The 13,743-nt window shown below is 34.0% G+C and carries 11 protein-coding genes and 3 pseudogenes; 11 read left to right on the plus strand and 3 right to left on the minus strand.

Annotated features, from left to right (window positions below):
• The first annotated feature begins 394 nt into the window (after positions 1–394).
• From CFK40_RS09655 to CFK40_RS09665, 3 genes are all read left to right on the plus strand, one after another.
• Complete coding sequence (locus CFK40_RS09655; RefSeq protein WP_089532112.1) at positions 395–946, plus strand: GNAT family N-acetyltransferase; 552 nt, start codon at positions 395–397, stop codon at positions 944–946.
• A gap of 35 nt (positions 947–981) precedes the next feature.
• Positions 982–1,161, plus strand: a complete 180-nt coding sequence (locus CFK40_RS09660) for a hypothetical protein (RefSeq protein ID WP_089532113.1) — start codon at positions 982–984, stop codon at positions 1,159–1,161.
• 180 nt (positions 1,162–1,341) lie between these two features.
• Positions 1,342–1,602 (plus strand): hypothetical protein, encoded by a 261-nt coding sequence (locus CFK40_RS09665; RefSeq protein WP_089532114.1) that lies wholly within the window; start codon positions 1,342–1,344, stop codon positions 1,600–1,602.
• 86 nt (positions 1,603–1,688) lie between these two features.
• Here CFK40_RS09665 and CFK40_RS09670 read toward each other — a convergent pair whose 3' ends face one another.
• A complete protein-coding gene (locus CFK40_RS09670) occupies positions 1,689–2,057 on the minus strand; it encodes a rhodanese-like domain-containing protein (RefSeq protein WP_089534346.1) in 369 nt (122 codons plus the stop codon).
• Positions 2,058–2,424: 367 nt separating this feature from the next.
• Between CFK40_RS09670 and CFK40_RS09675 the strand changes: the two are divergent.
• From CFK40_RS09675 to CFK40_RS09700, 6 genes and pseudogenes are all read left to right on the plus strand, one after another.
• Positions 2,425–3,255 (plus strand): annotated as a pseudogene (locus CFK40_RS09675) (ribonucleotide reductase N-terminal alpha domain-containing protein); the annotation flags it as partial.
• 313 nt (positions 3,256–3,568) lie between these two features.
• A pseudogene (locus CFK40_RS09680) lies at positions 3,569–4,729 on the plus strand (vitamin B12-dependent ribonucleotide reductase); the annotation flags it as partial.
• A gap of 231 nt (positions 4,730–4,960) precedes the next feature.
• Positions 4,961–5,785 carry an HNH endonuclease gene (locus tag CFK40_RS21305; RefSeq protein WP_227001906.1) on the plus strand — a complete coding sequence of 275 codons (825 nt, stop codon included), beginning with the start codon at positions 4,961–4,963 and terminating at the stop codon, positions 5,783–5,785.
• A gap of 73 nt (positions 5,786–5,858) precedes the next feature.
• Positions 5,859–6,467: pseudogene (locus tag CFK40_RS09690) on the plus strand (hypothetical protein); the annotation flags it as partial.
• A 399-nt stretch (positions 6,468–6,866) separates the two neighbouring features.
• Complete coding sequence (locus tag CFK40_RS09695; RefSeq protein WP_089532116.1) at positions 6,867–7,391, plus strand: hypothetical protein; 525 nt, start codon at positions 6,867–6,869, stop codon at positions 7,389–7,391.
• A gap of 224 nt (positions 7,392–7,615) precedes the next feature.
• Entirely contained in the window at positions 7,616–9,358 is a 1,743-nt protein-coding gene (locus CFK40_RS09700; RefSeq protein WP_089532117.1) for a M3 family metallopeptidase, read from the plus strand.
• Between the two features lie 513 nt (positions 9,359–9,871).
• On the opposite strand, the gene CFK40_RS09705 is transcribed toward CFK40_RS09700, so the two are convergent.
• Positions 9,872–10,702: a carbonic anhydrase gene (locus CFK40_RS09705; RefSeq protein ID WP_089532118.1), complete on the minus strand. Its 831-nt coding sequence runs from the start codon at positions 10,700–10,702 to the stop codon at positions 9,872–9,874.
• A gap of 974 nt (positions 10,703–11,676) precedes the next feature.
• On the opposite strand from CFK40_RS09705, the gene mntR reads away from it, so the two are divergent.
• A complete protein-coding gene (mntR, locus tag CFK40_RS09715) occupies positions 11,677–12,090 on the plus strand; it encodes a transcriptional regulator MntR (protein ID WP_089532119.1) in 414 nt (137 codons plus the stop codon).
• A gap of 78 nt (positions 12,091–12,168) precedes the next feature.
• Positions 12,169–13,056, plus strand: a complete 888-nt coding sequence (locus tag CFK40_RS09720) for a patatin-like phospholipase family protein (RefSeq protein WP_089532120.1) — start codon at positions 12,169–12,171, stop codon at positions 13,054–13,056.
• Positions 13,057–13,088: 32 nt separating this feature from the next.
• On the opposite strand, the gene CFK40_RS09725 is transcribed toward CFK40_RS09720, so the two are convergent.
• On the minus strand, positions 13,089–13,460 hold the full coding sequence (locus CFK40_RS09725) for an SA1362 family protein (RefSeq protein WP_089532121.1): 372 nt from the start codon (positions 13,458–13,460) through the stop codon (positions 13,089–13,091).
• Positions 13,461–13,743 lie beyond the last annotated feature (283 nt).

Here is a 13,743-nt window from a genome sequence, read left to right on the forward strand (position 1 = left end):
CTTCTAGAATTACATCTCCGCTTATACTCGAAATGAATCAAATAGGAACCATTGAGAAGTTATTAATAGGTTTAGTTTTTGGTTACATACTGACAATATTCATTTATATGAATAAGATTATTCAGTTTAAAAGTGGTCATTTCCATTTTTATTAAAAACTTCGTGGTATGTATGGTGACTGGGCCAATGTCTTCTTAATCCGTATTTTGGTAGTAAGAAGTTAAAAGATCTTGAAGAATAGAGTGAAAAAATATATTATTAAACGAAAAGTGAAGATTTTTATCACTTCTTTCCCTGTCCCGAATTTTCACGGCAAGGACAGTCCCTGAATATGAGAAACTTATTTTCTTTTGCTTCATATTCCAGTAATCCAGTTTGAAAGGAGGAAAACCAATTGAAAAAAGAATTCCCTATAATTGAAACAGTAAGATTAATCCTAAGAAAAATAATAACAGAGGATGCTGATGATATGATTGTGTATCTATCTGATAAAGATGTTGTGAAACCTATGGGGCTAGCGCCTTGCCAAACAGTAAAAGACGTATGGGATGAAATTGGATGGTATAAATCTATATACGAAGAAGGTACAGGAATTAGATGGGGAATTACCCTGAAAAATTCTGATAAGGTTATTGGGAGTTGTGGTTTTCTTAATATCCATACCAAACATTATCGAGCTGAAGTTGGTTATGAATTAAGTAAAGATTACTGGGGAAAAGGGATAGCTAGTGAAGCTTTAGAAGCAGTTGTTCAGTATGGTTACCATCACTTTCAGTTGGAAAGAATTGAGGCTCTAATTGAACCTACTAATCTTCCATCACAAAAGTTAGTAGAAAGGCAAGGTTTCAGAAGAGAGGGCTTATTAAGGCATTATGAATTTACTTGTGGTAAATTCGATGATTTATATATGTATTCAATTATAAAAGAAGATCTCAATCTTAATTAAAGTAAAGTGGAAAATTAATAAACGCAGGAGGCTTTATGAGAAAGCATACTAAAACAAGTAAGGTAACTTATTATATCGGAATATTCCTATTCGCTGCTGGATTTGCATTTGGAACTACAGATGTTTCCGTATCCTATGCTTCACTTTCAATTCCTTTGATTGTAATTGGGATAATTATATTGATTTCCACCAATTTTTTTAAGAGTAAGGAATGATATTTCAAAGAATTGTTATTAAGGGAGGAACAGAATAAGGAAGTTGAAGTGAGTCCTTATAATAAAAAATGGACTTTACTGTCAAAGAAAAGGTGAAAAATTACATAACATTTTTGGATAGGAATAGTCGATTTTCTCTATATTGGGACACTCAAAAGCGTATGAGTGGTTGCAGATATTTTGAAAAAGGCGTCAACGGTACGGAGCACATCCGATATATGGGTGGAGGATAAGCAAACTGAGCGACATATTGCCTTTAGAATTTATTTATATCCAAGACTTGAAAATTGTTTTAAATGGAAATGGTTCAATGACTCATCCAGAACCGAGGTATTGGCCAACTTTATAAAGTTTTGGACGATTGTATTGGGTATTGATTTTTTAGGTGTGGTTAGTGATTTTATTTGGCCAAAAAAGAAAAGAGATAGATTAGTAGGATAATGGTTCTGTTCCTATATCATTATCTAAATATAAAAAGCACTGCGGGTTGCAGCGCTAATTAGTGTGTTTGAGTACTTCTATATTTATTAAAATTTAACTTTTCCAGTCCAACGTTTAAATCCGCCTTTTAGCTGATTTAAATCCAGATATCCTTTTTTATGAAGTAATTGTGCTGCTCTAGCAGATCTTGATCCACTTTGACAATAAAGATAAACAGGTTTATCCTTTCTAATTTCAACCAATCTTTGCTTCATTTGTGTAACAGGTATATTACGAGCGCCAAGTATATGACCTTTTTTAAATTCTTGTGGCTCTCTCACATCTATTAGCTGTGCTTTCCGATATCCTTCTCTGAACTGATCTTCTGTCAACGTTTTTAAATACTTTCGCTGGTTTAAAAGTCGCAATACAGCATACACAATAAGAGCCACTGTTAATGCAATTAATATTATCATTTGTAATTCCATTTTTTATCCCCCATTTTTCTCTATTACTACTTATACCATTATATTGTCGTTGGCTTAATTTATCAAAGTATTTCTATTAAATTTTTGTGTCAGTTCATAACTTGTATTTTGCTAAAGACACTTATGACAATAAATAATAGGGTTGAAAAAATTGCAACACTGAAAAAAAGTTAAATTAGCATTTTCTCTAGTGAATATCTTTTGTTTTCGTCAAATTACTCTTCTTTTGATGGTATTCTATAATTGACATTTTGCTTATCGTTCGTTCCAATCACAATATATGGTATTTATTTTTATATTTTTATACTATATATTGTTATCGCCGAATGAAATATGATAAAGTATAAATTAGAAAATGAATTATATATTCAAGGCAAAAGGAGTGATAATATTGTCGATTGCTGTTGAAGAAAGCAAGACGATTGATGTTACACAGTTAAACAAAGATATTGAATCATTTCCACAAGTACATCCAATAACAAGGGACATGAAATTGACCCATAAGGGTGTATCACGGCTAGTAATGCTTGATCGATATGCATTTAAGGATACCGAGAAAAAGACATTAAAAGAAGGCGACTTTGTCGTTCTAACGGTTAAAGCAGATCCGAAGTTCCCAGCACGTGGAGTTGGATTTGTTAAATCAATTAATTGGCAGGACAAGCTTGCTGATATTCAAGTAGACAAAGAGTTTATGTCTGTATTAGATAACGAAACCGAAGCGGCAACAGGAGTTGTAAAGCGTTCACTCGATGTAATTGATAAGCCTCTTGAGGTATTTTATGAACAAATCGCAAAACGCAATGCAACAGGGTTATCCAACGTAGAACTAACAGAAGAAAAACAACAAGAATGGTCCGATAAATTTAATCAGGAACTCACAAATCTGAATTTTATTCCGGCTGGACGGGTACTGTACGGTGCTGGTGCTGAAACGGATGTTACTTATTTTAATTGTTACGTAATGCCTTATATTAAGGATTCTCGTGAAGGTATTTCAGATCACAGAAAACAAGTGATGGAAATTATGTCACGAGGTGGGGGAGTAGGAACGAATGGATCGACGTTGCGCCCTCGAAATACACTTGCTAGAGGTGTAAACGGAAAATCATCAGGATCTGTATCATGGTTAGACGATATTGCTAAATTGACGCATTTGGTAGAGCAAGGTGGATCAAGACGTGGTAAATAGTATCAGTGCCTCGTCTCTAAATAAACCTCGTGAATTGCTGGAAACTCTTTAATGACATGTTGGCTACAACGTAACTGGAAACGGTAAGCGTGAATGTTTAAAAACAACATGTGGATAAAGACAATCAGCAGCCAAGCTCCGTATGGGAGAAGGTTCAACGACCATCGAAAACACGTCTTTTAGACGGAAGTGAGTAGAGTAGAAATCAAGTGATTTCGAAGTGCGAGGACACTTAATAAGTGTAAGATATGGTCTGAACTCTAGGGTAACTTAGAGAACTGATTTTACGAATCAGTGAAACAAATTGGCACAAATGATAATGTTAGTAGATTCACACCCTGATATTATCGAATTTATTATTTCAAAGATGCAAAACCCAAGAATTCTTCGTTATTTAATCGAAAACACAGAGGATGAACAAATTAAACAACTTGCACAAGAAAAGCTAAAGTTCACTCCGTTAACTGAAACGGAAAAGGACTTATACCAGGGGATTGTAAATTATCAAAGCATACCTGGACTTGGTGGCTTCACACAAGCAGCAATTAGGGAAGCACAAGAGAAATTAAATACTGGTGGAACGTATTCCGTTCATAATACAGAATTCCTTACGGGTGCAAACATCTCGATTTGTTTAACTAAAGAGTTGATGGCTGCAATTGATAATGATGACATGTATGATCTTCGTTTTCCAGATGTTGAACAGTACAGCAAAGAGCAAATGAAGGAATACAATGAGAACTGGCATGAAGTCGGTGATGTCCGTAAATGGGAAGAAATGGGTTATGGTGTTCGCGTTTATCGTCGTATTAAAGCAAAAGAACTATGGAATCTAATTAATGTTTGTGCGACATATTCAGCAGAACCAGGAATCTTCTTCATTGATAATGCAAATGAGAAGACAAATGCCAAAGCATATGGCGATCAGGTTGTAGCGACTAATCCGTGTGGTGAACAGCCTCTTGCGCCATATTCTGTCTGTAATTTAGCAGCTGTAAACTTAGCTGAAATGGCTGATCGGGATACTAAGTCAATCAATTTCAAAAAACTTACAGAAACGGTTCGTACTGGTGTACGGATGCAAGACAACGTAATCGATGCAACACCATATTTCTTAGCAGAAAATAAAAAACAGGCCCTTGGCGAACGGCGAGTTGGACTTGGTGTAATGGGATTACATGATTTGTTGATTTACTGTGAAACCGAATATGGTTCAGTAGAAGGTAACGAATTGGTCGATCAAATATTTGAAACCATTGCAACGACTGCATATCGTACTTCAATTGAATTAGCGAAAGAAAAAGGTAGTTTTCCATTTCTTATTGGGGAATCTGAAACAGAAACAAAATCATTAAGAAACGCTTTTATTAATACAGGATACATGAAGCAAATGCCAGAAGATATAAGAGAAGATATCGTGAAATATGGTATTCGTAACTCTCATCTCTTAACTGTTGCACCAACGGGTAAAGTTATTGCCCCCTATGTCTGTGAAGACGTAGCGTAAAACTTGGCTATATGCGGGAAACCCTCAGTATCCTTTCGTACTCGCGTCTTGCCAACGCAAATAATGAGTAAAAATCGAAAGGTGGAGACAATCCGCAGGGAAGTCGTGGCTGACCCCTCAACGACTACACGCCGAGCAACCATGATAAAGTGCACCTTAGAATTATATAAAAAATATAAATGAGGTGACATTTTGTTAAAAGAATGTCTAAATTGTGGAGTTATTATTAAAGTTAAACCCAGTCATTTTGATAGAAAAAAGTATTGTTCCCGAAAATGTAAAGGTGAATATCAATCAAAAAATCCAATTGCTTTCCAACATTTAAGTAAAAAGATTTCCGTCCAATGTTTGAGTTGTAGTGTAGAAGTCATAAGAAAAGCTTCAGCAATAAGTGAAAAGAATTTTTGTAGTCGAGAATGTAGGCAGGTTTATCTAAGAGAAAATGGTAAACTGATAAATCAGCATCTAGTAAAAAAGGTTACAAAAACTTGTCTAACATGTAACGAAGAATTTAATGTTATTATATCTCGACAAAACACTGCAAAATATTGTTCAAAATCATGTGTGGGAAAGGCCAATGGAGCCAGAGGGAAAGTGCAATATAGAAAAAGGATTATGATAAATTGTACTAATTGCTCTAGCAAGCTGGAGAGAAAGCCCTCAATAATTAAGAATTGGAATTTTTGTGATAGTCACTGCATGGCAGAATACTACGCAAAGTCCGGTGCGTTTTCGGGAGAAAATAACAAAGCCTGGCAAGGTGGAGATATTGATTATTATGGTCCTAACTGGAGATCACAGAGGAAAAAGACCAGAATTAGAGATAATTATACTTGTCAAGACTGTGGTTTAACTGAAAAGGAATATGGTCATGAATTATCTGTTCATCATATTATTCCTTTTAGACAATTTAACAGTGATTGGGAATGTGCCAATAAACTTTCAAATTTAGTGAGTTTATGTGAACATCCTTGCCACCGAAATAGACATAGAAACATGGTTGATGATATAGTCTGATCCTCATGGCGACATGGGGAGTGGGTACTGATAATCCCACCCTCTATGAATAAAATAGAGAGTAACAAAAATGAGTACTGGTACAATGGTCGGCGTTTCAACAGGATTAGAGCCATACTTCTCATTCACATACTACAGAAGTGGTAGACTTGGTAAGTTTATTGAAGTGAAAGCTGATATCGTTGAAAAGTATCTAGAAAATAATCCTGGTCAAGATCCAGATAATTTACCGAAGTGGTTTATTACTGCGATGGAATTAGCACCGGAAGCGCATGCGGATACACAATGTGTTATCCAGCGCTGGGTGGACAGCTCTATTTCAAAAACAGTCAACGCACCTCGAGGATATACGGTTGATCAAGTAGAAAATGTTTATCGCAGGTTATATAATGGTGGAGCTAAAGGTGGAACTGTTTATGTTGATGGAAGCCGTGATTCTCAAGTATTAACACTTAAAGCAGAAGAAAATACGTTTAGTGATAACAGTACGGACACTGTTGTCACACCAACAAAACCAAAAGTAGTATTGGTAGATACTGTTCATGAATTAGAAAAAACAAATGTAACTATTGGATCTGAAGTTGGAGATACATGTCCAGTCTGTCGTAAAGGCAGTGTTGAAGACATGGGTGGATGTAATACATGTACAAATTGTGGAGCACAACTGAAATGTGGGTTATAAAACGAGTAAAAAGAGAACTAGTGTGGTTTTGAAATAAAGTCGTACCGTTTATAAAAAAGTTGCACCGTTTTACCCCTTTAGATATTTTTGTCTAAAGGGGTGTTTCGTTGTAAAAGGATTTATTTAATGAAATAAATCAGTGTAAACTGAATTTATAGAAATAATATATGGAAGTTGTGAACAAATATACTTAAACTAACGAAGCAGGATAGTTGAATAAGGGGTTATATTAAAAGGGGGTTGGACTAGCGAAAACAATACCTAATATCATCGATAGTACCGCCGACGGAATATTTTAAAAAGGGAAATTTTGTGAAAATATGAAATATGTATGAATATTATATTTTTTTGAAATTTATTAACGTAATTCATCGTATTACTTATAAAGGGGGATTTTATATGAAAAAACAAACGTATAAATTATTTGTAATCGCTTTATTCGCTTCACTTCTTTTATTGACAGCTGGTTGCACAGGAAATGCAGAGCAGGAAACTCAGGATGAAAATATAGAGACAATTGAATCCGTATTACAGAAAGCTCTTACAGGACCAAATGATGAATTGAAGAAAATATTTAATAATGAGGAAGTCGAAGACTTAGTACAATATGATAAAGACCATTTTGAAGAATATTTTGCAACTGAAACATCCTATGTGGAATTTGTAAGTCAAAATAATGGTTCTGGAATACTGATTCAAGCAATGAAATATGATTACAACTTTAAAGTAAAAAATATCGAATATGAGAAAACAGAATCTGAAGAGATAATTTATGATTTCACAGTAGAATTGCAGTACCAAAAAGAAGGAAGCGAAAAATCAGAAATTGAAACAGTAACTGGACAAGCAAATTTAAATGAAGAACATAAAATAGAAGTTATGGAAATACGTATAGGTGAATTTTTGGCTTCCTTAGTTAATTAAATGGTGCAAGAGTTTAACAAGTCGATCATCAAAAGGATCGTCTTCTTTTTTTAGAGATGATTTTTGAATATTGTGGAAATAGAGTTATTTAACTAACGCAGCAGGATTGTTTAACAACAGAGAAGTTATTCTTTGTGATATTTAACAAAGAGTTATTGTGATTTTACGTTAAGATTAGTGTTTAACATGTAGAAATACAAAATCAATAAAAAGGGGAGAAATATATGGAAACATTCAACACATCAGTCCGTTGGGATTTAAGTAATCTCCTATGTGGTCCTGACTTGGAAAGGTTTGAATGTTATTTAAATAGTATTAAAGAAAAGTTGACAGAAATCGAGGAGTATTCGAAAACCAATATCTTGAATAACAGTGAATTGACCATGATTTCGCAAATAATAAAAAATATTGAATCAGCAGAATCCTTTTATTACTGCTTAACTACAGAAAACCTTGACCCTTCTCACCTAACATCATTAAACGGATTCGTATCAGCATTAAAATCCCAAGTTAGCTTTATATTATCAAATTTGCAAGAAGACCTAAGTAATATGAGTGAAAATCAATTAGTAAATTGGTCAAACAATATTAATCAAAAAAGTCTTATAGTGGATTTACTTAAGGATGCAGAAACGACAACAAAAGAAGAAAAGGTTGTTTCAAATTTTGCCAGAGAAACATTAGGTGGTCTTGAAGACCTTTATATACAAGTCCGTAATAATATAAAAATAGATCCAGTCAAAGGAGGGGATGAAATAACTTTTGCTGAAGCAATTAATTTAGCCTTGGCACATCCAGAACAATCTAAAAGGATTCAGGTATTCAATGAACTAAACAAAACCCTTGAAACACAAGCGAATATCTTTGCTTCAATATATAATCAAATGGTAGCACTAAGACTAAATGAAAATAAGATAAAAAAAGTAGACTACCTTGACGAATCTTTAAAATTAAATGGCATATCTAGACCAATACTTAATACTATGTGGAATGCAGTAGAATCCAATATACAAGAGCTTTCAAGTTATTTCAAAATAAAAGAAGAAATAGGAACTGAAAAACCCTCTTGGCATGAATTGATGACTTCATCTCAAAATGAGTCTATTCAAATTACTTTCTCACAAGCTGTTGAAGAAATAACAAAGTCTCTTGAAAAAATTGACAACAATATGTGTGAGTTTGTAAGAAGAACAATTACACAAGGATGGGTCGATGCGGAGCAACGAGGAACAAAACCACCTGGTGGATTTTGTGCTCCATTTATTCCAGAAGGTGAATCACGAATTTCATTAAGTTTTGATAATAGCATAGATAGTGCTAGAAGACTTGCACACGAACTTGGTCATGCTTGGCATTTTAAACAAATGAAAGATACTCCTTCAATACAATTTTCAGATGATACATTTGAAATGACAATGGCAGAGACTTCTTCAATCTTTTTTGAAACAGCATTTATTGACTATATTATTCAAAACACCAAAGAAGTTTCAGTTAAAAAAGCAATTCTTGGGTCAAAGATTGAGCGCAGTCTTAATTATTTGATGTCTATAAGAGGAGCCTTCTTATTTGAGAATGAGTTTTATGAGCGTAGAAAAAAAGGACAATTGAATGCCAAGCAGATAGAAGAACTTTCGTTAACATGTCAGGAAAAAGCGTATGGAGATAGTTTAATTGAATATGAGTCTTTTGTATGGATTAAATATGGACAGTTTTATCAAGCTAATGTTCCTTTTTATAATTATCCATATTCTTTTGGGTTTTTATTAAGTATTGGACTTTTAGAACTAGCTAAAGAGGATAAACAATTCAAACAAAAGTTTCAAGGGTTCCTGAGTGAAACTGGAATGCTGCCATTAGAACAACTATTTAAGAAACATTTCAATATAGACCTTTCACAACCAGATTTTTGGCAACAGTCAGTACAAAGATTAATTCAAGATATAGAACTATATAACCATAGTTTGTGAATAAGTGTTCTTAAAGTAAATGGTGCGTTAGTTGAATATTCGCTTTCCGAAATAATCAACCTTTTTTCAAAATGGATTCTTATTATTTATTGTAAAATGTGGGTTCGGGAGGTACTTGTCTTTATTTTAAAGCTACAGTTTTTGTGGATTTGAAATAAAGTTACACCGTTTTGAAAAAAAGATGAACCGTTTATTACCCTCTTTGGATGTAATTTGTCTAAATAGGGGTTTCTTACGGTAAAAATAATTTAGGGTTATACGAAGTGCCATTTTGTGGAATAAATAAGAAACGATAATTTGCATCTATCAATGAAACAGAGAGCAAAATTTTTCTACTCTCTGTTCTCTCATGAAAACTTACATTACACAAAATTAACGCCGCAATGGGCGTATACCTGTTTAGTGCAAAATAGGTACATAGTTTTGCAGAAAAAACGTACATAACTGCAGAGCATAAAGAAAACTCACCGTTTGGCGAAGATAGAGATCGTAGTCGTACATCTTTTTTGTTATTTATTCAACAATACTCACTTCGCGTTCGTTAAGTTCCTGTGTTGGACGATTAGTATGTGAGTGAATTTCTTTAAAACGGTTAATTTGTTCTTTTGACATTTGAAGCGGTTTTTTAAAAATGAGCCACTTTACTCCTTCGGAACATGGAGGTGTTGTCAACGAACCATTATAAATATATGCTTGCTGATTTTCCGAAATAAAGTGTGCCGGATTGATCTTTTTAGTCAATTTACTTGTTTCACCTTTTTGTTTCGGTAAATTCGACCACATTCCTTTCAACGTTTTATTCTCTTTCCCTTCTTCAACAAAAAATGTTACGACAGCTAGCTTTCCTTCTTTGCTTTTATGAACGAGGTGCATTTCCATATCGTAATGTTCCCCATTTACAGTATGCTCACTTGGAGCGTGGAAGTGAGATTGACCTAATTGGTATTCTTTTCTATCAAGTCGGAAAGCATTATTTTTCTGCCCCTTGGCGTTTGCTTGAATAGCATGGCCGTTATTTACGATTTCAAACGAAGTTGATTCATATTCAAATTGAACCTTTTTTGGTTTCTTCTCAAGTTTAGAGGTTTTAATGTCAACCGGCGACTGTTCTTTCCCACGCTCACATTTTTTAAATTCAGAACTCAATTCGGCCCAATTTTCCGGACCTGTTTGTCCATTGTATGACCAATGAGCCTCATCACTTTTCTTTTCTTCTTCTTTTGTTTGAGGCTGGCTTGTTTCTGTTTTTTGTTCTGGTTTCTCACCCGAACATGCAGTAAGCATTACCCCTAAAAATACAGCTAGAGTCATCAAAAAGAGTTTCTTCTTGTTGACTATGTACATACTGTTCCTCTCCTTTATTAAAATTTCAATTATAAACTAAACTATAATATCTAGAATCTTTACTATCAATCGGCCGAAAGAACTTTTTTATTGGCAACAGCATCCTTTTTGCAATTCATTGCAACCTATGGCTTGCATGAAAAAATGGACACTCAAATTAGTTTCCTTTTAGAAGGTGGTTGGGGGACTTCGGTGCCTGATTTGTCAATTGAAGTTGATGATCTTAATAATGCACTAACTCGTATAAAATAAGCAGGAATTCCATTTGAGTATGGAAAGCCAAGGAGCCATGGGGGTATGCGACGTTTTTACGTTAGGGAACCGTTCGGGAAGCTTGTCAACTTAATCCATCTTTAAATGAATGCATGGACAGGCGCATTTCAAAATTTTACGCAAAAGGGCACGCTTGTTTAACAGGTACCTTTTATGAATCGGACCATACTGTAGGAGTTTTCATTCACGAGTGAAGAAATTTTTTAATGGAGCGTGGATAATTTTCATGTTCATTAAAAACTTTTAAAGCAAGTAGAGGAGGCTAATCCTCCACTTTTGTTGACTAAATAATACCCCGAATATCACAGTCCTAAACAGTTTGTGATCTATTTATCTTATGGGATGATTCCGTCTTTGCATCATTCTTACCCAGTTACATTGTTTACATTATAGTTCAAGAAAAGGGCGCGATTGTGGAAGTTCAAGGGCAGAAAGTGCTCAAACTTTTTTATAAAAAATGTATACTAATTCACGATAGAAGAATCCATTTTGGTCAATCTTTTTTTCTTTTTATTTACACTAAACTGTGGTTTTGCGGGATACTTTTGATTAAACTTTATTTTAAGGCTACAACTAGCTTAAAATTTGCTAGTTCTTTTTTTGCCTATATTACTTGTTTACCAGTAATTGTTCCTGTATGCTTTTTATAAGAAACAATGTTGCACACGCTAAAAAATTATTCGCTGAAATGAGGAGATAACATGCCTACACCTAGTATGGAAGACTACATAGAACAAATCTATAACTTAATGGAATCAAAAGGGTATGCGCGAGTTTCAGATATTGCTGAACAGCTAGCTGTTCATCCTTCCTCTGTCACAAAAATGGTGCAAAAATTGGACAAGGACGAGTATTTAAATTACGAAAAATATCGTGGATTTATTCTTACTCCAAAAGGGAAAAAAATTGGGGAACGTCTTGTATTCCGGCATGAACTATTAGAACAGTTCTTGGAAATAATTGGGGTAGATGAAGATAAAATTTATGAAGACGTTGAAGGAATCGAACATCATCTAAGCTGGCATTCAATTGATCGAATTGGTGAATTAGTGCAATATTTTAAAACAGATAAAACAAGAATTGATGACCTGAGAAAGATGGAACATGAAAAATAATAAATAGTATTTGTCCATTGTTCTAATTTAATTTCCTTATGCTTAAATATGTAAAAAGGCACCATAAGGAGATGGCCAATGAAAATTGATGTTGTGTTTTCGGGTGGTGGCGTAAAATCATTTGCATTCATAGGCGCATTACGGAGTATGAAAACCAATAATCTTGAAATAGAGCGTGTTGCTGGAACATCGGCAGGTGCAATTGTAGCTGGGTTACTAGCAGCTAATTATTCACTGACTGAATTAGAAGAAACGATAAATAATTTAAACCTACATGATTTCCTCGATCCTCCTGCATTAAGTAAGCTTTTTCCATTAAGCAAATGGTTTTACTTATACTATAAGATGGGAATGTATAAGGGAGACCTACTAGAAGAATGGATATACAATCGCCTTGCTGAAAAAAAGGTTTATACATTTCGCGATATAAAACCAGGTTATTTAAAGGTAGTAATTAGCGATCTTTCGCTTGGTAAACTTGTAGTAATTCCAGATGATTTAGAACGCGTATATGGTATTACTCCTGATCATTTTGTAATTGCAAGAGCTATTAGAATGAGTGCGGGTTACCCATATTTTTTTATGCCTAAGGAAATCCTTGGCAAAACAGCGAAGAAAAGTATTATTGTAGACGGAGGCCTGTTAAGTAATTATCCATTATGGATCTTTAATAAGCCAAATGAACGCAATTTGCGTCCTGTTTTAGGTGTGAAACTTAGTGGCGATCTAAAAAATACAGATCCAAAGAAAATAAAAAACGCTATGGATATGACACAGGCAATGTTCACGACTATGAAACAGGCACATGATGTAAGGTATGTTTCAACTTCGCATCAAAAAAATACAATTTTTATTCCGATTAAACATGTAGATACAACTAATTTTAAAATTGAGGATAACGTAAAGAAAAGTCTAATAGAACTGGGCGAAAAGAATACCAATGAATTTTTAACAAGCTGGCCATAACAAACAAATGCTTAAACGAAAAAACCGAGCCATTAATAAGCTCGGTTTTTTCGTTTATGTTTATTTCCGTCAATTACACGTAAATGGGTAGCACGTTTACTTGTTTTTCTTTTTATCTGTGATGACTGTTTTCTCTTTGCGCTATCAGAAATAGTGAAGTTTTTGGGAGCATATTTTGATTTCGATTGTTTAACCGCACTTTTGTATTTCTTCATATCATTTGATGATGCCCTTTTTCTGAAAAAGAAAACATAGATTACCGCAAAAATCGCTAGACCAATTCCAAGCATAACCATTATGTTCGTTAGAAAATCAACCGTATTGGTAAATAACTGTGTAAGTAAACCAATTGCAGCCAATCCTAATATAATATAAAGAAATGCAGAAAATTTATTACGAAACATCAGTTGTCCTCCTTTCAAAATAAACCAGGCAAATTATAGTACTTATTATTCTTTATACCACTTTTATCTAATTTATAGCCTCAATTACTAAAAATTTTACAAAAGCACGAAAAGCAACATCAATTTGGCCATCTTTAGGTGCAACCATTCCAAGTACAAAAGAAAATCTTGCTACAATAGATTCTTTCCTTTTTTGCTAAAAATATTCAGGTACCGCTATCTTTTCTTCTAAATAATTATTTTAATGATCTACGTCCTCCATTTTACTAGAAAACGTTCTTAT

The organism is Virgibacillus necropolis (assembly GCF_002224365.1).
Classification (GTDB): Bacteria; Bacillota; Bacilli; order Bacillales; family Amphibacillaceae; genus Virgibacillus_F; species Virgibacillus_F necropolis.